The organism is Bremerella sp. P1, from assembly GCF_028748185.1.
GTDB lineage: Bacteria > Planctomycetota > Planctomycetia > Pirellulales > Pirellulaceae > Bremerella.
Genome location: NZ_CP118164.1, coordinates 229,897 through 253,239, shown reverse-complemented (window position 1 = coordinate 253,239; position 23,343 = coordinate 229,897). Strand labels below are relative to the sequence as shown.

Below are 23,343 nucleotides of genomic sequence, written 5' to 3'. Positions count from 1 at the left end.
GTGATTCCGGGATAACGGGCACGTATCTGGCACCCTCACTGAAACATGCTGCGAGATCAGGCTGCCCAATTGTCCGTTCGTAGCGCCCCCCCCATAAACGAACCGGAGAGATCCATGACCAAGCGCTACGTGCCCACCATTTACGCCAAGCAATTCCGCAGACTTCCGAAGTCGACCAAAGACTCGATCAATCAGGAAGCCAACCAACGCTTCTTCAATGAAACGAACGTGCGACGCAAACTAGATCCCCGACGCGACCAGGTGTTGTGCTGGCGTTGGCTGGAGATCCGCGACGAGGTGATGAAGGAGCGAGCCAACCCACGAGCGAAGTCGCCGCATGTTGTTGCTCAAGCGGCTTCACGCGTTGGTAAAGCCGTGAGTGCCGGGGCTGCGATGTACGCGGACTTTGCCCGGTCCTTTTCGCAAACGGCGGAAGCTCCGTGGATGGAAGTTGCTCGCCAGGAACTTCGCCTTGGCATTGCCGAAACGCCTGGCAAGGGCGCGACACGCAAGATCATGACGTACTCCCTTACGTGCCCGCATCTTTACAGTACTGCGAATAAAACGAAGTACATGGAAAGCAACGGTGACGAAGGCTTCAAATGGTGCTCGGCCTTCGTTAATTGGTGCATGGCCCAGGTTGGGATTCAGGGAACGCAGAACGCTCTGGCGATGAGCTGGAAGAACTGGGGCGTCCCGGTCGATGGCCCCTGCTACGGCGCAATCATCGTCTTGAAGACGAGCAGTTGGAACCACGTTGCATTTGTCGACGAGGTAGACGGTCAATTCAAGATGTTGGGCGGCAATCAAAAGCCGGAGCACGGCAAGGGACCCGACTGCGTTTCGTACCAACGCATCAATCCCAGTTCCGTCGTAGCCTACCGTATGCCGCGCACGAACTAGTCGTTCGTGGCCAGCCAACGGGAAATGAACGCGGCTCAAGGTTGGTCGAAGGTCGCCTTGATGACACCGGCCAAGTCATGCAGCAACTGGTCCCCTGCTCCTTGATACGAAGAACCGTGCATCACGGCTAAGGTTTCAGGCTTTAGGTCGGCCAGTTTCCGCAGGACACCCTCGGTCTGCGAAGTGTACGGCATGTACCCGGCCAGTGGGCCTTGCTGAAGCAATTGCATTCCTTGCTGCGTTGGCTCGATCAGGGAGTCGGTGGTCAGCGGCTGAGTATCACCAAAGTGGTGAAACAGATCGGAGCAGAAGAGCGTCTTGGTCGTCTCTTCAAACAGCACGCCGGCGTCCCATCCATGCGGGATGTGGGGCGATGGATAGAACCGGTAATGATACTTGCCCGTTGTCAGTACATCGTCCGGTGTCATTCCCTTGGCCGGACGATCGGAAAAGTCGTCGACGCTCACGAGTTTGCCAACCAACGTGCAGACAGGCTCGGCGTGGGGGGCGACCTTCAGCCACTCGTTGAGCGCCCCGCACTCGTCCGACTCGAAATGGCTCCAGGCGATGTAACGCAGCGACTTCGGGTCGATGATCTTTGAAACGGCCTCGTGAAGTGCCGGAAACATGCCCTTCAACCCAGTGTGAAACAGCAAGGGCTGGTCGTCTCGCACAAGAAAGTGGTTGAACTGCATGTTCAACTCGGGAACGAACACCGATAGTCGAAACAGGTCTGGGGCGATTTCGGTGATGTTGACCATGGGGGCTCTCGTCGTTCTGTGAGTGAATGGGTGTGCCAGGCTTGTTATCCCACATGCCTAAATCCGTGGGAAGCTTGTTTCTCTGGCTTCTTGACATTGGGCGACACTCGCTACGGTTTGACGATCTTGCGCTATAGGCGTATGCTTGGCGTCGCAGCGCATTTTCGCGATTTAAGCACCACTGAGGCACCTGCCATGGCCAAGGGAATCTTCACGCAAGGGGTTTGCGTGCTGCTCGAACGACCGATCTCGATTGAAGAGGTCACGTTGGCTTTGAGCGACTTCGAGGTGCTGGGGACTCGTGAAGAAAGCGAAGAGTGGGCCATGGGAGGCCCTAGTGCCTTGGTCATGTTCGACGAAGAAACGGGCGGAACGGTCACCGTCGATACGGTTGATCATGAGTGGCCCGATGATATGGGAGACCCCCAGAAAGAGTTCATGGTCTTCGGAGCATGGTCGATGGGGCACTTCGGCCCCTTTGCGTATCCTGGTGGACTCGAGCGTGCGGCGCAGCAGTGTTGGGCCTGGAAGGAAGGCCCCGAGGTGATCGACCGCCATAAAGCATTTCTGCGGCTACGCACCAGCTACGTCATTGGCAAAGGGGAAGATGCCAAGTGCATGCCGGAAGAATACGACCCGATCGCTGAACTGCAATTCAGTATGAAGATCGTCCAGGCTCTGCTCAGCCTGGATGGGGCGCTATGCTACTTCAATCCCAACGGCGAGGTCTTGTTGGACGAAGACGGCTTCCGTTCCAGCTTGAACTATGGCTGGGCCAATGAACTGTTGCCGCTGGATGTCTGGTCCAATGTTCGCCTGTTCAACATTGACGAGACCTGGGCGTTGATGGATACAGTGGGCAACTGGCAGTTGGAGATTCCCGATATCGAAGCCTGCTTCGTTGTGGATGACTACGAGGTGAACGAGGTCGCCAACTTCCTGCGGAACGCCTCGAATTACCTCATCCAAAGTGGGGCGATCATCAACGATGGCGAAACGATGGATGGCCCAGGCGATCTCCGCTGGGCGGCCATCCAATTCGAGAACGGCATCTGCGATCCCCCGCGCGAAACGCTTCGTTTCGTTCCGATGGACGATCATGACGTGCCGAAGATTGTGCAGACTTCCGGTCGAGCCGAAGAAGATCCATCCGCAGAGGATCAAGCCGACGAAGACCCTTCCGGCGACTGAACGCGGATATCCTTCAAGTCGTGCATGAATCGTAGCTTCTCGATCACCGGCTTATTGAAGACTTCCGGCACAAGATCTAACAGGCCGATGTCGCGGTTGAACTCATTGGCCATCACACCGATCTCGCGATAGACTTTCAGCCAAGCGTCGAAATCATCCGGCGGAACATTGGCGTTGATCCGCGGAAACGACTGGGCCGTGCTGACAATCGAGGTCATGTCCAGGTACGACGCAAAGCTCTCGGCGAAGTCCTCCCATGGATGCATACTGGCGTACGCCGAAATGTACTGCGATTGCCAATTGGGCTTGGGGCCGTTTGCATAGTATGCGGTCTGTGCGTCGGCATAGGTTGGGTCTTGTTCATTACCAAATAGTTGGCGAAACGCCTCCAACTTGGCAGGCTCGACCAGCATGTCCCAGTAGTAGTGCCCCAGTTCGTGCCGGAAATGGCCGACGAGCGTACGTTGGGGTTCGCCGAACTCGACTCGCGTTTGTTCTCGCTTGACGCTATCGGCTTCTTTCAGATTGATCGTGATCAGGCCAGACGCGTGCCCAGTCGAAACGGGATGCGGGTCATCTTCTTTGAACTCAAACTTGAGGGGCAAGAAGTCATTGCGGCTCGGATCGCCGATCGGTAAGCCATTCGATTCGACGCCATACAGTGCACGTCGTTTGGCGGCTTCCAGGCGACGCCACTTCACCAGGTTGCCGTCGATCGACAGATCGGGGATGACCTGGTTCAAGCGACAATAGGTGCAGAGCACCTGGTCATTCTCTTCGATGGCGACGGTACAGTTGCAGGCCTTGTGGTCGACGCGATTTCGGCAGAGTTTCACCTGCTGTCCGCACGTCTGGTTGGTGCACTGCCAGGTGTCATCACCCAGCGACTTTAACGCGGTCACCTGGCGGCAAGTGGGGCACATGCCGACGGTCTCGTGACAAGAAACACAGAAAGAGCTTCCAAAGAACAACTTATGTCCGCATTGGCAGCGAAAGGTTTGCATTGGAGGATGGCCTGAGTGTTGATATGGGTAAATGGTCGGAAAGTTGAACCGATCATAGTGCAATTGCCGGGCCGATATTCGGCCGGGGCATGCTATTTCTGCCCTGCCATGGATCGTGCGGACCTCCCCGGATGGGGTCCCTCCTGGCGAAATGCGGGGTTCAGGGGATTATCGATTTGAGAATTCCCTGCCCCTTTCCTGCGGATTTGTGAATGTAAGGGCGGGTCCCCTACCCCAAAATCAGGTGAATCTGATAGGATTTCCGGTTCTTGGACGGGAAGATTAGGCCTGCCTTATAAGTACGAATCAGTATGCGACGCGACGACCTACGAAACATTGTCATTATTGCCCACGTTGACCACGGTAAAACGACCTTGGTGGACTGCCTGCTGCACCAGAGCGGCCAGTTTCGGGCGAGCCAGCTTTCGAGCGAGCGAATTCTCGACTCGAACGACTTGGAAAAAGAACGCGGTATCACGATCTTGGCGAAGAATATCGCCCTGCCCTACGAAGGGGTGAAGATCAATATCGTTGATACGCCTGGGCACGCGGACTTCGGTGGCGAAGTCGAACGCGTGTTGAGCATGGCCGACGGCGCTGTCGTGCTGGTCGATGCGGCCGAAGGCCCGATGCCGCAAACTCGGTTCGTGCTTTCCAAGGCTCTGGAAGTCGGTCTGAAGCCGATCGTGCTGATCAACAAGATCGATAAGCCAGATGCCCGGCCGCATGAAGTGGTCGATGAAGTGCTGGACTTGTTCCTTTCTCTCGGGGCCGACGACGAGATCGCCGAGTTCCCCTATCTGTTCGCCAGTGCGAAAGCCGGTTTCGCTTCGCCTGACCCGGACGTTCGTGAAGGGGACATGCGTCCGCTGTTGGACCTCGTGCTGAAACACATTCCCGGTCCCGACGTGAATCCTGACGATCCGCTGCAGATGCGTGTCACGACGCTTGACTGGTCGGAGTACACTGGTCGAATTGCGATCGGTCGTATCAAGTCCGGCAAGATCAAGAAGGGCCAGTCGGTGATGATCTCGAAGCCCGACGACAAATTCCAGCGCGGAAGAATCGTCGCCTTGCACGAGTTTCAGAACCTGGGCCGCGTCGAAGTCGAAGAAGCAGGTGCCGGTGATATCATTGCCGTGACTGGTCTGGAAGACATCGACATCGGCGACACGATTTGTGCTGTCGAAAACCCGACGCCACTTCCGCGTGTGGCCGTCGACGCACCAACGCTGGAGATGATGTTCACCATCAATACCTCGCCCCTGTTGGGCAAGGATGGCAAGTACGTCACCTCGCGTAACCTGCGCGATCGCTTGGAGAAGGAACTGGAACGCAACGTCGCCCTGCGAGTTCGCCCAGGCGAGTCAGGCGATAGTTTCCTGGTCAGCGGACGTGGCGTGCTGCACCTGGCCGTGCTCATCGAAACGATGCGTCGCGAAGGCTATGAACTGGCGGTTGGCAAGCCGCAAGTGATCATGCGTTACAACAACGGCGTGAAGGAAGAGCCGTACGAAAAGCTCGTGATTGAAGTTCCTTCGGAAAAGATGGGACCGGTCATGGAACTAGTCGGCGAGCGTCGCGGCGAATTGATCGAGATGCAGCCACGCGGCGATTATAGCCAGGTGGTTTTCTCGATTCCTTCCCGTGGATTGATCGGCCTGAGAACCAAGCTGCTCAACTCGACGCAGGGTGAGGCGATCGTCAATCACCGCTTCGAATCGTACCAGCCGGTTTCTGGCGAAGTGCCGCGCCGTGCCAACGGAGCGATGATCTCGATGGTTTCCGGCAAGGCAGTCGGCTTTGCTTTGTTTGCCTTGCAGGAACGCTCGGACATGTTCGTACGCCACGGCGACGAAGTGTACGAAGGGATGATCGTCGGTGAGAACTCGCGTAGCGACGACTTGACCGTGAACCCCACCAAAGAAAAGAAACTGACCAACATGCGTGCCTCAGGCTCGGACGAAAACATCGTGCTTCGTCCGCCGAGAGACATGAGCCTGGAAGTCGCCCTCGAGTACATCGAGGACGACGAGTTGGTGGAAGTTACACCGAACCACATCCGGCTGCGAAAGATGCTGTTGAAAGAAACAGATCGTCGTCGCCAGAGCCGGAAGTAAGGTCTTGGCTTAAACGCGACCTGGGGGACGGTTCTCTTTCCCTTTGACCTTTTGGTGCGAGTCCCCCAGCTTTTCGCGAATGCCGTCGGCCAGCTTTTCGAGTCGTTTCACAACGTCGGGATGTTGATCCACGACGTTGTTCTGTTCGCCGACGTCCGATTCCAGGTCAAACAGGGCCAGGGGCGTCGTCGCTTGGGAGTAAGCGGCCGGGATACCACCGGTGCCGCCTGGCTTGCCGGCCATGGTGCGGTACTGGTGCGGGAAGACAAGCTTCCACTTACCGCTACGGACTGCTTTCAGACCGCTGCCATAATAGAAGTAGTATGCTTCGTGCGGCGACTTGGCTCCTTCGGTTCCGGCGATCAGCGGCCAGATGTTCTTGCCGTCGATCGGCTTCTCTGGCAGATCGGCTCCAATCAGTTTGGCGACCGTGGGGAAGATGTCGATCGTCATCGCAGGCGTGCTGCAGTAGGTGCCTTCTGGGATTTTGCCAGGCCAACGCATGATAGTCGGTTCGCGGCAACCACCTTCCCACATGGTGCCCTTCCCTTCTCGCAGCGGGCCAGCACTGCCGGCGTGGTCGCCATACGAGAGCCAAGGGCCATTATCGGAGGTGAAGATCACCAGCGTGTTGTCGTCGATCTTGTTACGTTTGAGAGCTTCCAGAATCTGACCCACCGACCAGTCGACTTCCATCACGACGTCGCCGAAGAGGCCGGCTCCGGACTTGCCTTTGAACTTGTCCGAGACATACAGCGGCACGTGCACCATGCTATGCGGCACGTATAGGAAGAACGGTTTGTCCTTGTTTTTGTCGATGAACGCGACGGCGTGCTCGGTATACTGCGTGGTCAGTTGTTCCTGGGCTTTGCCGTCCACCTTCGCGTTGACGACTTCGTTGCCATCATACAGCGGAAGATGCGGCCAACGCTTCAGACGTTCTTCTTCCGAGAGGTGCCGCACGCCAGGATGGTAAGGCCACATGTCGTTCGAGTACGGCAGTCCGAAGTATTCGTCGAAACCATTTTGCAGCGGCAGGAAGGGCTTCTTGTCGCCCAGGTGCCACTTGCCAAAACAACCGGTCGCGTAACCCTTCTGCTTGCAAAGCTCGGCCAGAGTCATCTCTTCCGGGTTGATCCCAATCTTCGAGTTCGGTCCTAGCGCCCCCTGGATGCCCACGCGAACGTTGTAGCACCCGGTCATCAGCCCTGCCCGCGACGCGGAGCAAACGGCCTGGGTCACGTAGAAGTCGGTAAACGTCCGCCCCTCGGCCGCCATCTTGTCGAGATTCGGCGTCTTGTAAGCCACCGCCCCAAACGGACCGATGTCGGCATAGCCCATATCGTCCATGAAGATGAGGACGATGTTGGGTACACGGTCTTTTTCGGCTGATTTTGCTTGATTTAATGGGTATAATGCAGCTAATGAAAAAGTCAGGATAAAGATAAGTGTAGTAAATTTATGTAGTAAATTCGGGCTGAGGTTTTCCCTGGTCGGTTTGATCAAGCCATGCATAGTCTTAGCGGCTCCATGAGATTTCGTGTTCGGTGGGATGGGTGATAGGCAGAACTAGTATCGTCGGCGGCGAGGACAGGGTCAACGATTGTGCGGTTACACCGTCGTGTAGAGGGATATGATTTATGGCCAGAAAAACGAAGCAGCGACGTCAGTCTCACGGATCGGCCTGGCACTGGAAGCAAACGGATTGCTGGTATTACACGCTTCCCGGGACGAAGAAGCGTATCGCCCTATTTGATGAACAAGGCAAGAGGATTCGGGGAAAGGATAGCAAGGAGGCCGCCGAGATTTCGTTGGCTCGGGAGAAGCTGGCCTGGGATGGTGAATCGAATGAAGGCCCTGCCCTGGGACAGCCCTGGTTGGTCGCCCGCGTTTGTTCGGATTACTTGGTGTACACGGAACGAAGCCAGAACGATGGTTCCGTCAGCGAGGGATATCATCGGAATGCGACTCAGTGGCTCAACGATCTTTGCAGCTACTGCGGTGCATTGGCTGTTAGTCAACTCAAACGGGGCCATATTCTGGAATGGGTTGATCAGCACGAGTCATGGAAGAGTCCCGCAACGCGTCGCTGCATCATTGCTGTCGTCATGGCAGCCTTCAATCGCGTTGAGGAGATGCACGGTATCGGTAACCCGATCAAGGGAATCAAGCTTCCCAAGGCAGAACCTCGGCTTACATCATTCTCTCCGGAAGATGAGAAGGCAATTTACAAGGCCACGGAACCTTGCTTTGGCAATTTCCTCTTTGCCGCAATTCACACAGGGCTCCGTCCCTTTAGCGAGCTTGCACAGCTTAAAGCGGAAGATGTCGAAGAGACGCCACGAGGAATGATGTGGCGCGTCTATGCGAGCAAAACCAAAAAGACTCGCAAGATTCCTGTACGCCCCGAAGTGGCTGAGCTGACTCGCCAACTCATGAAGTCAGTTCCGCGCGAGTCAGGCTTACCAATCTTTCGGAATACACTGGGAAAGCCTTGGAAACGAACGACCGGAGTCGTTCGTTTTATCGACTTGAGGGAAAAGCTCGGCTGGAATGACGATCCGCTCAGGAAGAAGTATTCGTGTTATACGTCGCGCCATACTTTTGCCCATCGGATGTTATCCGGCTTTTGGAATAACGGTGCCGGATGCACGATTGAAACCTTAGCGGAGTTGATGGGAGACACGCCCAAGGTGGCTTACGATCATTACGGCAAGGAGTGGGGAAAGCATTATCAGGATCCTCTTTGGAAGGCCATCGGAGAATCGACGCTACCGGCCAGTACACAGGCAAAGTCTCCTCCTACGAAGCGAAAGAAGAGTACCGCGTCGTCCGCCACAAAGACAAAAACGAAACGAACTAAGGCATCCGCCAGCAGGAACAAGCGTCATGGCTAAGGCAAACACAGGGCGCAAGCGTCGTTCTCGCGGACGTGCCTGGTATTGGCGTCAGACCGACACGTGGTACTTTACGCCACCGGGAACGAAGCGACGGGTCCGGCTCTTGGATGAGAGGGGCAATCCGGTTCGCGGCCAGGCTAGCATTGATCAAGCGGAACTGGCCTTGGCACGTGTTAAGGCCGCTGGAGACTGGCGTCCCGAAGTGAAACCGGCTGAGGAAAGCGACTGGATCGTAGCAAAAGTGTGCTCCATCTACATTGAGAACTGTGAGAAGCGATCGAGAGCCGGAGAGATTAGCTTCGAGTATGAGAAGGAAGTGCGACGTTTCTTGCAGGACCTCTGCGGGTATTGCGGTGCCATGCCACTTTGTAACCTACGCAAGACCCATGTTCTGCATTGGGTGGAAACGCATTCTACGTGGAAGTCTTCGGCAACCCGTCGATTCGCCATCGAAGCAGTCATGGCAGCGTTCAATCACGCTCAAAATTCTTATGCTGTTCCCAATCCCCTTCGCGGCCTCACCAAGCCTGCTCAGTGTCCTCGGCTGCATTCCTTTAATGCCGAGGATGAACTGGCACTTTACGACGCTACTGACGAACCTTTTCGCGAGTTTCTGTTCGCTGCAATTCATACTGGCCTGCGGCCATTCTCGGAACTGGCTCAGATGACAGGCAACGATGTCATCGAGAGCGACCGCGGCATGATGTGGCGGGTTTATGCTTCTAAAACAAAGAAGACACGCGTGATACCGATCCGAAAAGAGGTTGCCGAATTAACTCGGAGCATCCTTTCGAGGGACCCTTCAGGACCGGGCTGTGTGATTTTTCGGAACCCGCAAGGTAATCCGTGGAAGAAGGTCACTGGTGTCTCTCGATTTCGGAATCTCCGACAGAAGCTCGGGTGGATTGAGGAGTCGAATCGGAAAAACTACTCGTGTTATACGTGCAGGCACACATTCGCACACCGAATGCTGGCTGGCTATTGGACGGACGGTGTGGGCTGTTCGATCGAGATCCTTGCAGAATTGATGGGAGACACGCCCAAAGTTGCCTTCGACCACTACGGAAAGGAGTGGGGCCAACATTTTCAGGATCCCTTCTGGGCGGCGATCGGAGTGGATTAATCGATCGCGGGCAAAAGTATTAGTATTATCCAAGCAACTCCAGCAAAATGAGCAGAAGGCGTTAATCTGAGAGTTACGACTGGATGGCTCGAAACCAAACGCTCACTTAGCAGTCCCAACAATCTGCATCTCGGGGAATACATGGCTCGATAGCCACAAAATCGAACGCTCAAGCGTTATCAGGTTTTCCCAAGGGAACCGTGATGCCGGGAAAATGCATCGGTTGAATGGTCTGTCGACGTTTCGGGATCGCTTTGGGCCGGACTCGCATAGCCTCTTTAATACGTTCGATTTCGGAAGCTTCGATCTGAATTCGACCCTGGCCGCGTGATCCCCCCTGATAGTAATTGATGGTAACAGGGGTTCCACGTAGGATAAATTCTCCGCTGTCCGAACGCGCAAGCCATTCGTAGAGACTGGCTACAGACAGTCCCAGTCTCTTGGCGGCTTCGTGGCTTGTTAGCAGTTCGTCTGACATCGTGGATGCGGTAGTGCTCGTATTTTCGAGGTGTCCGCTCCAACATATCGAGCTACTGTCGCACAATTGTCGCTTGAGGCGACAAATGAATTGCCCCCGGAAGACTCTTCATAAGACCCGATCATGAATCGACTTAGATTGGCACTCCAAGGATTCGAGAGACGATCCGTGCTGCTCCATGCGACGCTTAACGAGGCGGTTTCGGATGACGCCGAGGCGTGGTTACGAGACGAAGTGTGTCCTGTCGTGGAGGAGCTTTGCCGCAACCGTAGTTTTCAATTGATGACGCGTTGGTCGCTGGATCACTTTTGCACTGAGGAGGTTATTACACCAGAGCACCGACAGTTAGAGGATGCCGATCAGGCGATCGTGCAATATGCTCAGTCGCTTGCAAAAGGCCTGGAATTCATAGACCAGTCCATGTCGAATCCGTCAGAGTGTCAAATATCGGAAGAGGATCGATTGGCCCTAAACGGGATCGCGTCTCGACCTTGGATTCAACTCGCCTACGCCTTTGACTTTTTTCACCCTGAGGATCAGCTGTTGCTCAGAGATCCTAACCGTGCCCTTACGGCGGATTTCCGGGCGGAGGAACGAAGAATTCCTTTGGGTGATTATATTTCTCGTTACTTACTCGCCAGAGTTAAGTTCTGGAAGAACTTGGTAGTGCGTTTGGGCGAGCGAATTAATCATTACGTTCCAAGCAGCGACGATGAAGGGCACAGAATCTCCTCCCGGATCTTCGATACGAGAATTCAGTTAGATCAAGCTGTCGAGGCGTTAGATCAGGCTTGCCATGGCGAGAATTGTCGCAGACGCAATGCCTGTACTACTCTGGTCCAGGTCTACGCGGCCTATGCCCATAACCCCGACTTAGAATGGCTGGGCTTCTCGCGAGACGCATGGCACACTGCCAGCCCTCAAATACGGATGTGTGTACGAAGGCGTAGCGATGTCCCAGTCGTTGAAAGACTTCCCGAAGGAGCTTATCAAACCTTAGGCACAGAAAGACTCTCGCTCTGCGATCCGGCTATCCTGCGTCAGATCGCGGCATCTCTACAAGAAGTGGCCAAGTTCTACGAAATCCCGGAAGACCCCGACGACCTGATCGTGTGGGCCGCTGATCAAGCACGCCTTGTCCTGGTGGATAGAGCACCTCGGCAAGTCTTTTGGGAAGGTCAATTGATTGCGGGAGGCGAATGGGATAATCACCACGCAGCCTGGGACTTTTTATGGAACCTTGGGCAATCGTCAAGTCGAGTCGTCGACAAAGGGGATCTAGGAGGCAGTCTCTCTCGTTCAAGAAGAAGCCGACTCTCAACGCTTTTGCTGAAATGCCCAGAACTCGAAAAGCGAGTCGAGACTATCCGAGGTCAGGGGTATCGACTTGAACTACCGCCAGACGAAGTGACGTTACTGCGGGACGATGGTTTCGGGCGCCTGCAATTCGTTGATGCGCGGAAGAATCCATTGATTTAACTTCCGAAAGCCCGAGCGAGTTCCTGCCTAGCTAAATTGAAGGTGATTTCGCGTCAAGTATTCATGAGAGGTTTGTTATCTCTTATCGAAGGCTATCGCGACCGTTGCTCTTAGCGAATTGGCGATCGAATTGAAGTCAGTTTATTGGTTGCTCAATGCTCTTCAGTCAGCCAAAAATGATTGAGACGTCGATGAACGGGCAAGTGAGAGCCCATGCACCATGGTTTACCTAAATTTCAGGTGTTTTCGCGTCATAATATGTAGGGGGATCGCTTAGCAACTAGATCAGTTGACAACGCGAGGCTATCGTCCGAAGTCGCCAAACGCAATGGTCACCACGACCTAAATTCTCGCCGTTTTCGTGTCATAAAACTTGTGAATAGCTGAACCGCTTTTTAGCTGAGCTGCTGATGCGCCACCAATTTGGTCTAGGGCAGGAATGTTGGCCGGAAAATCGGATAGTTCCGAACTCACGTCGCTCGCTGAAGCCTAAGAATCACTGCCGCGTTTCCAAGCTGCATGTGATACTGCCTAACACTCACGCAATTGTGGAAAAAGGGCGGTTCAAAATCCGCGTCGAGCTACGGTAATCTAAATTTTCAGCGAAAACGTGTCATAAACTATGAGGCAAATCCTAGCTCTTAGGCTCACACCTCAGTGAAAACCATGCTTCTTCGCTCCGTATCTGCGGAGCGTTTTCTTTTGGCGTATCTCCTTTCGATACGCATTCTGCTGAGTTCTACAGGCCCGAACTACGCACGAAGTAATCTCTAGCAAATAAGAGTCATTCAACGGGCTATCACAAACACTTGAGCAACTAGCCCGAGTTATTCTAAATCATCAGTTTCAATAGAGGCACGACAATGAATCAGGAAATCTCTAGTGTGGGTGCCGCAAACGACAAACTCACCTCCGAAGTTGTCAAATGGTGGTCCGAGATGTCCGCTTTTTGTAACTCTGTCCTTACCGGATTCGATCAGGAAGCGTCCCTAGAAAAGCGACTTGAGTGGGCGATTGCTCGCGGCTATGAAATTGGGACTATCTATTCCCGATTTAGCACCAAACTCCAGCATTCGACCGATGACCAGGTCCGCGAATGTATTCAGTGGGCGGCTAAGAATCGCATCTACGTTCCACCGGAATTCATCTCGGTGGATGAAGGCGTCAAGGGAAAACGGACCCAGCGAGCCGGTCTCGATCGTGCGAAAGCAATCCTTCGCAGACGACATGCCAAGGTCCTCTTGGTCTACAAAGCAAGCCGATTGTTTCGCCAGGCCGGTAAAGGATTCCAATTCATTAATGAAGAGGTCGTGGAAGAAGGTCTCCGCGCGGTCAGTGTCTCACAGGGGATCGATACGAATGATCGCAAGACTTGGAAACTTCAACTCCAGGTTCATGGCCTCATGGACGATATGCTGCTCGATACGATCGCCGATCATGTTCGCTCGGGGCTCACCGGCTTGTTTCTCAACGGTTGGACGACGGGGGCTATCGGAATAGGCTACCGCCGCAAGGAGATCCCAAACGCCCCACCCACCAATCGCGGTCTCCCTCGCACCATGCCTGAGATCGATTCAGACGCTGCGAAACTGATTCAAGAGCATGCTCAGCTCTTGCTGGATGGAATGTCCGTTCGGGAGGGCGTGAGACGTTGGAACGCGTTCAATGGTCCCGTCGATCCCCGGGCGTCCACGGGCAAGCTGCGATACGAGTGTTATCGGCGATTGTTCACCAATACGCGTCTCACCGGAAGGTGGGAATTCGGTCGTCGCCGCAATCAGTTCTCGACCAAGTTGGACAATGTTAAACAAGTTGAACAGCCTGATGATGAAGTCACAGTCGTCCAGTGCGAAGAACTGAGGATTCTCGATGACACTACGTTCGAGGCATTGCAGACAATGTTTGCTGCCCGCAAGACAGGTCCCCGTGGCCCTCGACGGACCCAATTGCTGAAACTATGGGCTTTGACCACAGAATACTTCTTCTGTGAACGCTGTAGCACCACTGAAAGACCCGTTCGGTTCTACCAGACTGGCGCACAAGGCAAATCGATGCAGTGTAAGAATGGCGACCAGTGTCCGTGCAAGTCGGCCGTTCGCCGCCAAGAGGCGGTCGAGGCGATCTGTATTAGGATCAGTCAGTTGATCCTGCGCGATGCGGAGCTGATCGAGTCGATTGTGCTGCAAAGCCAGCAGTTGGATGCTCTAGCGGACCAGGGCTTGGAACAACAACTGGTCCAAGCTCGTAAGCAGTTGGCTTTGCTCAACAACCGGGTTAACGATCTGTTCGAGATTTCGGGCGAAGGTACGGAGGACGATCGCAAGGAGATCAAGGCGCGTCTGCGGGCCGCCCAGTTGCAGCGCAACACTTCCCTGAGCGAGGTCAATCGCTTACAGCGGGCGGTCGACGGGACGACTAGCACGATGACGGTCGAACAGATCCGCGAGCGGCTGGCCGAGATGTCCGATCTGTTGAGCGCCGCGGCGAAGGGCGACCTCGGTGACGATGCCGTTTACAAGACGCTCGCCATATTCCGTGCTTTGACAGGCGGACAGATCTGGGTCCAGGTCGAGCAGCGCGCGAACCGAAAACGCACGAATGTCCGCGGAATCTTTCGTCCTCAACTGTTGCAGGCGTTCTCCGAACCGCTCCCAGGGGCCAATGCCCCTACTGCGGAACTGGTGACGGTCTGGCTGCGCAAACCGCCGCGCCTGGATCTGATTGCCGAACGCGTCCATAAATTGATCGATATCGAGGGAATGAGCCATCGCGAGACGGCTAAGCAGCTGCAGCGCGAAGGGCACAACGTCAATTCAGGAAACGTTTGGTATAGTTACCGTCGGTGGTACGAGATGCATGGGCTTGAGCCGCCGAACATCCCCTATAACAACGGCAAGAAGCGGCGCCCTCGCTAATCTGACCGTGATCGATTGTAAATCAACGCCTCGTCCTCGTGACGAGGCGTTTTTCGTGCGCCTAGCGATTTTTGAAAGTCAAGTAAATGAAAGGAGGACAAATGCCACCCATTTCCGATTCGAATCATGCTCAAGTTTCAGAGACCGATTCGCAGCGAGCACAACTGGCGGCTAACCTCGCCTACCTCGTCGTGCAAGCAAATCGACGCGATCAACAAGACGTCGACTCTTCATCGAATAACGTCGAGACTCCCGAAAACTAAATTTCTGCCCAAACCGGGGCATAAATAGATGAGGGAGGTCTTATCCCTTCCATGGTCACCACCATCTCCAGCGGTGAGGTGATCGCAATCTACTTTATCCAATACAGGAGGTCTTATGTCACATATCGTCAGCATCAAAACCGAAGTACGTGATGTTACGGCGATCCGCCAGGCAACACGGCGACTTCAACTTCCCGAACCCACGTACGGTGAGGTTCGCTTGTTCAACGATCGCAAGCGGGGCTGGGCGATCCAGCTTCGAGATTGGCGTTACCCGGTCGTCGCCGACGTGACGACCGGTCGGCTCGATTACGACAACTACAACGGCCATTGGGGCAGCCAGAACGAACTCGATCAGTTTCTGCAGCGGTATGCCGTCGAACGGGCGACGATCGAAGCACGCAAGCAAGGCCACACCGCCGTCGAACAGTCGCTTCCGGACGGAAGCATCAAACTCGTCATTCAAGTTGGAGGGTAAGCTCTTGAAAACTATTGAGATTCTCGTCAGCCCCACTGGCGAGTCACGCCTAGAAACGCGGGGCTTTCAGGGCTCAGAGTGTCGCGAGGCAAGCCGCTTTCTGGAAACCGCCTTGGGACAACAAACGTCTGAGACGCTCACGGCGGAGTTCCACGCCTCGGAAATCACGCAGCAAAATCAAATCGAACAGAAGGAATAACTGCCTATGGATCCCATACCCAAAAACCCATCCCGCGGAACAGTCGACCTGGCACGTGTTTTAGTAATTGTCGAAGGCACCAACGACATTGAGTTCCTCCGCCGGATTTCGTTAACGCTCAATGCTCACGATCGTGACCTACCCAACCTGGCGGAAATGGAACAACAAGGGCACTTGGTGTTCGTACCCTTTGGGGGCAGCAACTTGCCCAGCTGGACCTATCGGTTCGCTTCGCTGGGCAAGCCGGAGTTCTTCTTGCTCGACCATGAAGTGCCGCCCGAAACGGAACAGCGTCAGGAATTAGCCGAGGTCATCAACCAGCGTCCACAATGTCGTGCGGTGCTTACACTCAAGCGTAGCCTGGAAAATTATCTTCATCCCGCGGCGATCTGTGAAGTCGCACCAATCGAGATTGCGTTTGGCGACTTTGATTCGGTGGCCATCCTCGTCGCCAAGCAGCTCTATGAGAACGGTCTCCACGACAGGCCTTGGGAGCTCTTATCGCGACGTTCGCAGAATCGCCTGTCCAGCCGCGCCAAACGCTGGCTCAACACGCAGGTCGCGGCCCATATGACCATTGACCACCTTCGGGAGCGAGATCCCGAAAGTGAGATCGCCAGTTGGCTGACCACAATCGGGCAACTCGCCCACTCTGTCTAAAGCTCGCTCTCGCGAGCTTTTTCATTTCAAGACTTCATTTACAAGGAATCGGTATGCGCTTAGCAGAAGAAATACAGGAACTAGTGCGAGCTGGCTTTAGCGGCATCTGGGTTCGCAGTTGCGAACAGGATGATGCCATTGCCGAACTGGCTCAGCTTTGCCGGGACGAAGACTGGCGGATGAATACCTGGGATATCGACGTCGGTCTCAGAGGTGCCCCGACGGATCCGGTGGAATCGCCAGCGGTGTCGGTCACCGATCCCTTAGGGGCTGTGCGGTATCTCGAATCGGTTCCCAGCAACGGACAGCCTTCGCTCCTGGTCCTGTCCAATCTCCACCGCTTCCTCGGTTCGGCGGAAGTGGTGCAGGCGATCTTTCATCAGGTATCCCAGGGGAAAGCTCATCAACGTTTTCTCGTGATTTTGGCACCGGTGGTTCAGCTACCAGTGGAACTGGAGCGTGTGTTCACTGTGGTAGAGCATGAACTTCCCTCTCGGGAACAACTCACCGAAATTGCGACGGACATTGCTACCGAAGGGGATGAGTTCCCCACAGGTGTTGAACGAGAACGGATTCTCGATGCGGCCTGTGGCTTGAGTCGCTATGAGGCGGAGAACGCGTTTGCGTTGTCCCTAGTGCGTCATGGGCGACTGGAGCCCTCGGCCATCTGGCAGCTCAAGTCGCAGATGCTCATCAAGAGTGGTCTGCTATCGCTCCATCGCGGCGGCGAGTCGTTTGCGGAACTGGGAGGATTGCAATCGCTTAAGCAGTTTTGCTGTCAGGCACTGCGATCGGATGAATCTCGCTCCGTCCAAGCGAAGGGCGTTTTACTGCTGGGCGTGCCTGGTACGGGCAAGTCGGCCTTCGCCAAGGCGCTTGGCCGCGAAATTGGCAGGCCGACTCTGACGCTCGACGTCGGCGCACTTATGGGTGGTATCGTCGGCCAAACCGAAGAGCGAACTCGCAGAGCATTGAAAATCATCGATGCGATGCAACCTGCGGTGCTCTTCATCGACGAACTGGAAAAGGCCCTCGGCGGCACCACCAATTCCGGCCAGACCGATAGCGGTGTCGGCTCAAGGATGCTCGGGACGCTACTCACCTGGCTGGCCGATCACGAATCGGATGTGTTCGTGATTGCTACGAGCAACGACGTCTCCAAGCTGCCGCCGGAGCTCACCCGAGCGGAGCGATTTGATGCGATTTTCTTTCTCGACTTACCTGGGAAGTCGCAGAAGGAAGCGATCTGGCAGATGTACCTGGAACGTTTTGGGTTAGAGCCGCCCCAGGATCTGCCCGACGACGGTACGTGGACAGGGGCGGAGATCCGTGCTTGCTGTCGGTTGGCCGCTCTCTTGAATATTCCCCTGGTGCAGGCGGCGCAGAATGTGGTGCCGGTAGCCGTCACATCCGCCGAGTCGGTGGAGCGGCTCCGAAGCTGGGCGAGCGGTCGCTGTCTGTCTGCTGAGTCGGGGGGCGTGTTCACCACAACGACTCAGGCGACGCGCAAGCCGCGGCGACGACTAACCCAGAATCCTGAATCCAATTAGCCCAAAACTAACCCATCTTCATGTGAGGTATTTATGACGGCAACAACTTTAGAACAGCCGACCGATCGTAGTAGCCCCTCAGGGAGGCTGCGATCCACGATGTGTGCGACCCGCGTCAACTTTACCTGGCTAGGAACGCAGAAGACGTTAACCCGAGCTCAACGGGCACAGGCAGCCCTCTCCTTCGACGCTCAGGGCGAATTCTTGAGTGCAGGCAAGAAACTGCTCGACACAAAGAACCCCCGTTTCAAGGCCGTGACGTCGGAACGGAATCGCATCCGCTCGTTTTGGACGTCCATCAGCCTGCCTTATCCCGAACCAGCGGTGCGATTGATTCGGCAGGACAGGGTCGACACCTTTCAAGACTGGATGAGCGAGCATCGTCAGGACCTGATCAAGGCAGTCGAAGTACTCGACGAAGACTATCTCTCGCTGAAAGAGGCGGCAAGGCAGCGACTTGGGCGTCTGTACAACGAGGCGGACTACCCCATGTCGTTGATCGGGCTCTTTGACGTTACCTGGGATTTTCCCAATGTGGAAGCGCCGTCCTATCTGCGGCAACTCGATCCTCAGCTTTACCAGGACGAGTGTCGTCGTGTGCAGGCTCGTTTTGACGAGGCAGTTCAGCTGGCTGAGTCGGCCTTCGTGGAAGAGCTTTCTGGCTTGGTAACACATCTGACGGAACGACTCTCGGGCCAGCAGGATGGTCGCGCCAAAGTCTTTCGGGACTCGGCCATTGGCAATTTGAATGCATTCTTTGAACGATTTCGTTCCTTGAATGTTCGATCGAACGACCAACTCGACTCGCTCGTATCGCAGTGCCAGGACATTGTCCAGGGCGTGCAACCTCAGACGCTACGAGACGACGCTCAAGTGCGACAGACGGTCAGTCGCGAACTGTCGAGCGTTCAGGCCACGCTGGACGAATTGTTGGTCGATCGGCCACGTCGGCGGATTATCCGCTCTCCGAAATGAGGTGCCCTATGCAACTTGTCATCTCATCCACTGGAACCATTCGCTGTCTCTATGACGAATCACTCGACCTCCATAAGCTCGGCAAACTGTCGATCTCGCGAGGTTCCCATGTCGAGCCGAACGAGGCTGGCCTGTGGTATACGGATCTCGCACCTGTCGGTGGGCCACAACTCGGACCTTTCGGTAGTCGTAGTGCAGCGCTGACTGCAGAGGTCCGTTGGCTGGAAGAACATTGGCTCTCTTTAAGCGACGACTAACGCAACCTGTTTATCACACACCTTCCCAAGCCCTTGCTGGATTGCGATCCGGTAAGGGCTTTTTTCTGTTTCTTGACAAAAGGAGAAATGAATCGATGCAAGCTTCAGATTTTTATCGAGCCGTTGCCCAGGCAACTGGTGAAAGCGTTTCTACAATCCGCCAACTGGGATTTTCGCTAGTAGACGCACCTTCAGAAGAATTGGACGACGAAGTCTGTTTCGGTCCGAACGTCATCGACTGGGACGAAGTCGAGTTTTTGAGAGCATGGGAGCCTTCGGGGAGCGAGTCTTATGAACCGAAAGCAGCCTGACTCCCATACTTCGGAAAGAGCACCCCTGTCACGAACAACGCATCCTCGGAATGCAGTGGATCAAGTCGATCTGCGTTTGATCCGAGGTGGTCAGCAGCGAGGGCGGCGTCAGCACCGATATCATCCTCGTTGTGTGAATTTTCGACGCTCGGACAGGTAGTGTTTGTTACTTCGAGAATTGGGAGGATCTATGGAGACCATCGTGCAGGCGGCATTCTGGGCCGTCGTTGCCTGGGCTTGTTACAAGACGGGCAAGCAATTGGGAAGCCGGAAGGGATTTCACGCCGGTCGCCGCCGCGGTCGTTCATCGCGACGATAAGCCTTAGCGTAACTGGCAAGTCAGTAGGGCCGCCCTCTGGGCGGCCCTACGTATTTTTCTTTTATCTATTGGACGCAGTATGTCGTTATGACTGCGGAACTGTGCCTGAAGCAGTGCTGCCCTGGGGGAGCGTTAATTGCCGAGTCATGTCCCTCGGGCAAGCTTGTACCGAGTCGCAATTTATTTACGACAAATCACAAAGAAAGCTGAGATGTTGGCAAATTATCTCAGTTGATTGCCCCCGCTCGATCTCGTTCGTTGCCGATTCGCGATCTCCGGTAGATTATCGAGGCTGGCCAGGAACTCTCGCGACATGTCGAGTTTCGGATCTGCCGCAATTGCCTCTTGGAAGGCCATGCGGGCCTCGTGGTCTCGGCCAGCCTGAGAAAAGAGGACACCCATGTTGTGGTGGGCATTTGCTGCCCCAACAGCTTGCTCATAGGTGGCGTAGGCTTCTTCCAGACGGTTCTGCTTGAAGAGTGACCGAGCTAGATTGGATTTCGCTCGTTGGTGTTCAGGAGCGATTTGTAGTGCCTTGCGGAACTGTTGTTCGGCTCGGACGTGGTCGCTTCGTTGCAAGTAGAAGAACCCGAAGTCGTTATGCAGGTCAGCATCGTTTGGGGTTTTGGCAAGCGCTAAGATAAACTCGTGTTCCGCCTTATCCGAAATGCCGAGTTCATCGTATAGCACGGCAAGTTGTCGCGAGTAGTCGTGGGCATTGGGTGCCTCAGCACGTGCCCGTTCAAGAAGCAACGCCGATTCTCGGTAGTGCCCTTCCTGGTGGAGGGTCTGTGCTGTTACCAGGCAGGCCTTCACTTTGGGGCTGACCTCATTTTTAGCAACTGAAACTGCAAGTGGTGCTTCCTGTGAGCCTGAAGTCGCTGTTGGATTCCATGTCTTGCAACCAACCATGGGTAGGATGGTCGCGAATAGGACGAACAAAGTTTGCCAGCGTCCGATCATGCTTTGCCCCTTAATAGCCAAACTGAATGGAATTGCCGACCCCAGCATTTCCTGAGAATCCTTGGGCAGCACCGGTTCTGATCTGGGATCCACCCAAGTAAGAGCTTGATGCGCTGGGGGCTTCAATGCCGTACATCGGCTCTGCTTTGGCGTAGCCAAGCACGACCCACTGCTGAGGCTCAGGGAAATTGGTTTTGGCAAGGACATCCTGAATGTAGGTCATGCGAAGCTGATCGAGTTCCTGATTTTCTGAAACTTCAATCACGATCGGCGACCCGAGACGCAACGCCAGATCAGGCAGGTCAGCCAGGTGACGTTTACCAAAAGGACCAAGTTCGGCCGATGCTCCAACCCATTCAGCACGGTAAATGGTGAGCTTGTCGATGTCAGCCGCATTGGTATGTACCTGTTGCCAACCGCACGCATACGTTCCTAAGGGTTGAGGGATGGCTCCAGGCGGAATGTCAGCACAACGATCCCAGCAAAAGGGGCTGCCGCATTTGGAACAGCAGCCGGTCTGCCAAAAGCAGATTGCCAGCACCAGCAAGTACCAGACTTTGTTTTGATGTTGGGTCATGGCGGAATTTCTCGGGCTTCCGTTTCAGCGTGACGTTACTTGTACAGGATCGGTTGGTCACAGCAGTTGAATGCACGCCCAGTGGGACCGATTAGAAACTGGCATTCATCACAGTGATTGCCGACATGTTGACGGTGATGATCGGTTCGGACTGGACTGCGATAGCCTTTAGTGTGTCGACCTTCGAGTCGGTTCAACAGGAAGAACTCAATGTCATTGGGTTCGTGCATGTCATCGCCAGGAAGTGCCGGACCGGTGCAGGCATCGATTGGGTGAACAAGTTGGGGTGTAATCAAGACAACCAGTTCTTGTTCGTCTGCTGAGGTCTGGTTCAGGCCGCCAGTGTTTCCAATAATTGGCAAATCGCCCCAGAAAGGAATTCGCTGAGCGTTACTGCCGAAGTTATGTTGAATCAAACCGGCGACCGCAAGTGTTTGTCCTTCACGCAACTCGACCGTCGTGCTGAAGTCATTTGATTGAAGGCCTGAAACGCTGGTACCGCCTGCGGAACTGCTGCCACCGACACTCGTTCCAAGGTTTTCATCTCGGCTGCTAACCGTGGCATTGACCACAAGCCGAATTCGGTCGCGATCGACAATGTTGGGTGTAAAGTTAAGCTGCACTCCAAAGGGGATGAACTGCACCCCTTGGGCAGATCCGCCGTTGGTGATGATCGCTGAAGGAACCGGGAATTGACCACCAGCACTGAAGCTTGCGGTTTGCCCATTAAGCGTGGTGAGCGTTGGCTCGGCTAGAGATTTGGCAAGATCCAATTGACGAAGTGCTCGGATCGCAATGTCAACTTGGCCACCATCCAGCGAAGCCATGATATTTCCAGCGTTCGAGGAAGAAGTTAACCCGCCAGAGAGAATTCCGGCGGTCGTTTGCTGGAAGACCGTGCCTGCATTGTTGGCGACTGAGAAATCCATGCCGATGCTGCGTGCAGCACTACGATTCACTTCGGCGACGGTCACTTTGAGCATCACCTGCTGGTCGCCCGGGATTTGTAAGAGGTTGACGATATTTGCATCGCGTAGTTGCTGTGAAATCTTATCGATCTGCTGCTGAATGACATTGTCTGTCACCGTCGCGACTGTCTGATTTCGAAGGACAATTTCGCCATCCTGAAGTTGGGGTTGCGACGATGTGCCAGGTGCGTTGGCAGCAACCACTTGCAAGATCTGCACGGCCTCAATGGAATCTTTTGCCTGTCCTCGAACGATCAGTTGGTTACCCACAAACTGAAGTTCGACATAACTGTCTGGGAACGCCTGGTTGATCTCGTTGCTAAGATTGGTGTAGGTGGCGGACAACTGCTGGGCTGTTTCCACATCTGGCAGAACACGAATCAAATAGCTAAGTATCCGTTGACCGCTGGGTTGCGTTGGATCAGCGACCCAAATGTTGAGGACGGTTGTGCCTCGTCGAACACCGACCAATGAGATCTCTCGATCAGAGATCACCTGGTAGGTTGCAATGCGATCATCCGGCAGGTAGATCCGGATGGGAGTTTCTTTGAAGACCAGAATCCGGGGACGGCCCTCAATGATGGTGAGGGTATTCTCTGGATCGATAGTTCCCTGGACGAACTCGTTGTAAGTCTTCTGAACGGCTTCCGATGGCTGAGGAACCCGCAGCCCAGGTGGAAGATTCTCGAGGCGTTCCAGGCGATCAACTTGCGGGGTGACGGACGGTTGATTCAGCAGAATCGGAGGTTGGCCGACTTCGATCGGGCGATCAGGAGCCTGAGCCAGTCGTAGCGCGGGTGTCTCGCTGGTAGAGCGAAAGTCATGAACCAGCGGCTGCCTCGAAGTCTGAGCAGTAGCCGAGGTAACCGTTCCAGAGAGGACGATCAACCAAGCTAAAGTTGTTGGAAACAAGAACGCACGCAACATCGAGCCATACCTGGTTCGAGGA

The 23,343-nt window shown here is 54.9% G+C and carries 22 protein-coding genes; 16 read left to right on the top strand and 6 right to left on the bottom strand.

Going from position 1 to position 23,343, the window contains the following annotated elements:
* The first annotated feature begins 114 nt into the window (after positions 1-114).
* On the top strand, positions 115-903 hold the full coding sequence (locus tag PSR63_RS01090; protein WP_274329993.1) for a TIGR02594 family protein: 789 nt from the start codon (positions 115-117) through the stop codon (positions 901-903).
* A 35-nt stretch (positions 904-938) separates the two neighbouring features.
* Here the strand turns inward: PSR63_RS01090 and PSR63_RS01085 are convergent, their stop codons facing one another.
* The gene (locus tag PSR63_RS01085) at positions 939-1,664 is read right to left on the bottom strand and encodes an MBL fold metallo-hydrolase (RefSeq protein ID WP_274329991.1); all 726 of its coding nucleotides are present in this window, start codon (positions 1,662-1,664) and stop codon (positions 939-941) included.
* A 195-nt stretch (positions 1,665-1,859) separates the two neighbouring features.
* Here PSR63_RS01085 and PSR63_RS01080 point away from each other — a divergent pair, with 195 nt between their 5' ends.
* A complete protein-coding gene (locus PSR63_RS01080) occupies positions 1,860-2,855 on the top strand; it encodes a DUF4261 domain-containing protein (protein ID WP_274329989.1) in 996 nt (331 codons plus the stop codon).
* Here the strand turns inward: PSR63_RS01080 and PSR63_RS01075 are convergent.
* Positions 2,825-3,859, bottom strand: coding sequence for a zinc-binding metallopeptidase family protein (locus tag PSR63_RS01075; RefSeq protein ID WP_274329988.1), 1,035 nt, complete (start codon positions 3,857-3,859; stop codon positions 2,825-2,827). The genes PSR63_RS01080 and PSR63_RS01075 overlap by 31 nt on opposite strands.
* 311 nt (positions 3,860-4,170) lie before the next feature.
* On the opposite strand from PSR63_RS01075, the gene typA reads away from it, so the two are divergent.
* The gene (gene typA / locus PSR63_RS01070; RefSeq protein WP_274329986.1) at positions 4,171-5,979 is read left to right on the top strand and encodes a translational GTPase TypA; all 1,809 of its coding nucleotides are present in this window, start codon (positions 4,171-4,173) and stop codon (positions 5,977-5,979) included.
* 9 nt (positions 5,980-5,988) lie between these two features.
* Here the strand turns inward: typA and PSR63_RS01065 are convergent, their stop codons facing one another.
* A complete protein-coding gene (locus PSR63_RS01065) occupies positions 5,989-7,329 on the bottom strand; it encodes a sulfatase family protein (RefSeq protein ID WP_443111077.1) in 1,341 nt (446 codons plus the stop codon).
* 290 nt (positions 7,330-7,619) lie between these two features.
* On the opposite strand from PSR63_RS01065, the gene PSR63_RS01060 reads away from it, so the two are divergent.
* The 13 genes from PSR63_RS01060 (at position 7,620) to PSR63_RS01000 (ending at position 19,886) form a co-directional block, all read left to right on the top strand.
* Positions 7,620-8,876 carry a tyrosine-type recombinase/integrase gene (locus tag PSR63_RS01060; RefSeq protein WP_274329984.1) on the top strand — a complete coding sequence of 419 codons (1,257 nt, stop codon included), beginning with the start codon at positions 7,620-7,622 and terminating at the stop codon, positions 8,874-8,876.
* Entirely contained in the window at positions 8,869-10,002 is a 1,134-nt protein-coding gene (locus PSR63_RS01055) for a tyrosine-type recombinase/integrase (RefSeq protein ID WP_274329982.1), read from the top strand. The genes PSR63_RS01060 and PSR63_RS01055 overlap by 8 nt, the downstream gene beginning before the upstream one ends.
* Positions 10,003-10,603: 601 nt before the next feature.
* A complete protein-coding gene (locus tag PSR63_RS01050) occupies positions 10,604-11,959 on the top strand; it encodes a hypothetical protein (protein WP_274329981.1) in 1,356 nt (451 codons plus the stop codon).
* 938 nt (positions 11,960-12,897) lie between these two features.
* Positions 12,898-14,874: a recombinase family protein gene (locus PSR63_RS01045; RefSeq protein WP_274329980.1), complete on the top strand. Its 1,977-nt coding sequence runs from the start codon at positions 12,898-12,900 to the stop codon at positions 14,872-14,874.
* Positions 14,875-14,975: 101 nt separating this feature from the next.
* Positions 14,976-15,137: a hypothetical protein gene (locus PSR63_RS01040; protein WP_274329979.1), complete on the top strand. Its 162-nt coding sequence runs from the start codon at positions 14,976-14,978 to the stop codon at positions 15,135-15,137.
* A 115-nt stretch (positions 15,138-15,252) separates the two neighbouring features.
* Positions 15,253-15,615: a DUF1257 domain-containing protein gene (locus tag PSR63_RS01035; RefSeq protein ID WP_274329977.1), complete on the top strand. Its 363-nt coding sequence runs from the start codon at positions 15,253-15,255 to the stop codon at positions 15,613-15,615.
* A gap of 4 nt (positions 15,616-15,619) precedes the next feature.
* The gene (locus PSR63_RS01030) at positions 15,620-15,814 is read left to right on the top strand and encodes a DUF2997 domain-containing protein (RefSeq protein WP_274329975.1); all 195 of its coding nucleotides are present in this window, start codon (positions 15,620-15,622) and stop codon (positions 15,812-15,814) included.
* Positions 15,815-15,820: 6 nt separating this feature from the next.
* Positions 15,821-16,474, top strand: coding sequence for an ATP-dependent endonuclease (locus tag PSR63_RS01025; RefSeq protein ID WP_274329974.1), 654 nt, complete (start codon positions 15,821-15,823; stop codon positions 16,472-16,474).
* A 53-nt stretch (positions 16,475-16,527) separates the two neighbouring features.
* The gene (locus PSR63_RS01020) at positions 16,528-18,024 is read left to right on the top strand and encodes an AAA family ATPase (protein ID WP_274329972.1); all 1,497 of its coding nucleotides are present in this window, start codon (positions 16,528-16,530) and stop codon (positions 18,022-18,024) included.
* A gap of 99 nt (positions 18,025-18,123) precedes the next feature.
* A complete protein-coding gene (locus tag PSR63_RS01015; protein WP_274329970.1) occupies positions 18,124-18,999 on the top strand; it encodes a hypothetical protein in 876 nt (291 codons plus the stop codon).
* Between the two features lie 8 nt (positions 19,000-19,007).
* A complete protein-coding gene (locus PSR63_RS01010; RefSeq protein WP_274329968.1) occupies positions 19,008-19,256 on the top strand; it encodes a hypothetical protein in 249 nt (82 codons plus the stop codon).
* A gap of 95 nt (positions 19,257-19,351) precedes the next feature.
* Positions 19,352-19,567 (top strand): hypothetical protein, encoded by a 216-nt coding sequence (locus tag PSR63_RS01005; protein ID WP_274329966.1) that lies wholly within the window; start codon positions 19,352-19,354, stop codon positions 19,565-19,567.
* 190 nt (positions 19,568-19,757) lie between these two features.
* Positions 19,758-19,886: a hypothetical protein gene (locus PSR63_RS01000; RefSeq protein WP_274329964.1), complete on the top strand. Its 129-nt coding sequence runs from the start codon at positions 19,758-19,760 to the stop codon at positions 19,884-19,886.
* A gap of 222 nt (positions 19,887-20,108) precedes the next feature.
* On the opposite strand, the gene PSR63_RS00995 is transcribed toward PSR63_RS01000, so the two are convergent.
* From PSR63_RS00995 to PSR63_RS00985, 3 genes are read right to left on the bottom strand one after another with little or no spacing between them, the layout of a single operon-like run.
* Complete coding sequence (locus PSR63_RS00995; protein WP_274329962.1) at positions 20,109-20,849, bottom strand: tetratricopeptide repeat protein; 741 nt, start codon at positions 20,847-20,849, stop codon at positions 20,109-20,111.
* A 10-nt stretch (positions 20,850-20,859) separates the two neighbouring features.
* Positions 20,860-21,426: a hypothetical protein gene (locus PSR63_RS00990; protein ID WP_274329960.1), complete on the bottom strand. Its 567-nt coding sequence runs from the start codon at positions 21,424-21,426 to the stop codon at positions 20,860-20,862.
* 35 nt (positions 21,427-21,461) lie between these two features.
* Positions 21,462-23,321 (bottom strand): type II and III secretion system protein family protein, encoded by a 1,860-nt coding sequence (locus tag PSR63_RS00985; protein WP_274329959.1) that lies wholly within the window; start codon positions 23,319-23,321, stop codon positions 21,462-21,464.
* Positions 23,322-23,343 lie beyond the last annotated feature (22 nt).

What these genes read in the sequence shown, in the direction of transcription:
- PSR63_RS01090 (WP_274329993.1), top strand. Translation starts at nt 115, where the DNA reads ATGACCAAGCGCTACGTGCCCACCATTTACGCCAAGCAATTCCGCAGA.
- PSR63_RS01085 (WP_274329991.1), bottom strand. Translation starts at nt 1,664, where the DNA reads ATGGTCAACATCACCGAAATCGCCCCAGACCTGTTTCGACTATCGGTG.
- PSR63_RS01080 (WP_274329989.1), top strand. Translation starts at nt 1,860, where the DNA reads ATGGCCAAGGGAATCTTCACGCAAGGGGTTTGCGTGCTGCTCGAACGA.
- PSR63_RS01075 (WP_274329988.1), bottom strand. Translation starts at nt 3,859, where the DNA reads ATGCAAACCTTTCGCTGCCAATGCGGACATAAGTTGTTCTTTGGAAGC.
- typA (WP_274329986.1), top strand. Translation starts at nt 4,171, where the DNA reads ATGCGACGCGACGACCTACGAAACATTGTCATTATTGCCCACGTTGAC.
- PSR63_RS01065 (WP_443111077.1), bottom strand. Translation starts at nt 7,329, where the DNA reads ATGGACGATATGGGCTATGCCGACATCGGTCCGTTTGGGGCGGTGGCT.
- PSR63_RS01060 (WP_274329984.1), top strand. Translation starts at nt 7,620, where the DNA reads ATGGCCAGAAAAACGAAGCAGCGACGTCAGTCTCACGGATCGGCCTGG.
- PSR63_RS01055 (WP_274329982.1), top strand. Translation starts at nt 8,869, where the DNA reads ATGGCTAAGGCAAACACAGGGCGCAAGCGTCGTTCTCGCGGACGTGCC.
- PSR63_RS01050 (WP_274329981.1), top strand. Translation starts at nt 10,604, where the DNA reads ATGAATCGACTTAGATTGGCACTCCAAGGATTCGAGAGACGATCCGTG.
- PSR63_RS01045 (WP_274329980.1), top strand. Translation starts at nt 12,898, where the DNA reads ATGTCCGCTTTTTGTAACTCTGTCCTTACCGGATTCGATCAGGAAGCG.
- PSR63_RS01040 (WP_274329979.1), top strand. Translation starts at nt 14,976, where the DNA reads ATGCCACCCATTTCCGATTCGAATCATGCTCAAGTTTCAGAGACCGAT.
- PSR63_RS01035 (WP_274329977.1), top strand. Translation starts at nt 15,253, where the DNA reads ATGTCACATATCGTCAGCATCAAAACCGAAGTACGTGATGTTACGGCG.
- PSR63_RS01025 (WP_274329974.1), top strand. Translation starts at nt 15,821, where the DNA reads ATGGATCCCATACCCAAAAACCCATCCCGCGGAACAGTCGACCTGGCA.
- PSR63_RS01020 (WP_274329972.1), top strand. Translation starts at nt 16,528, where the DNA reads ATGCGCTTAGCAGAAGAAATACAGGAACTAGTGCGAGCTGGCTTTAGC.
- PSR63_RS01015 (WP_274329970.1), top strand. Translation starts at nt 18,124, where the DNA reads ATGTGTGCGACCCGCGTCAACTTTACCTGGCTAGGAACGCAGAAGACG.
- PSR63_RS01010 (WP_274329968.1), top strand. Translation starts at nt 19,008, where the DNA reads ATGCAACTTGTCATCTCATCCACTGGAACCATTCGCTGTCTCTATGAC.
- PSR63_RS01005 (WP_274329966.1), top strand. Translation starts at nt 19,352, where the DNA reads ATGCAAGCTTCAGATTTTTATCGAGCCGTTGCCCAGGCAACTGGTGAA.
- PSR63_RS01000 (WP_274329964.1), top strand. Translation starts at nt 19,758, where the DNA reads ATGGAGACCATCGTGCAGGCGGCATTCTGGGCCGTCGTTGCCTGGGCT.
- PSR63_RS00995 (WP_274329962.1), bottom strand. Translation starts at nt 20,849, where the DNA reads ATGATCGGACGCTGGCAAACTTTGTTCGTCCTATTCGCGACCATCCTA.
- PSR63_RS00990 (WP_274329960.1), bottom strand. Translation starts at nt 21,426, where the DNA reads ATGACCCAACATCAAAACAAAGTCTGGTACTTGCTGGTGCTGGCAATC.
- PSR63_RS00985 (WP_274329959.1), bottom strand. Translation starts at nt 23,321, where the DNA reads ATGTTGCGTGCGTTCTTGTTTCCAACAACTTTAGCTTGGTTGATCGTC.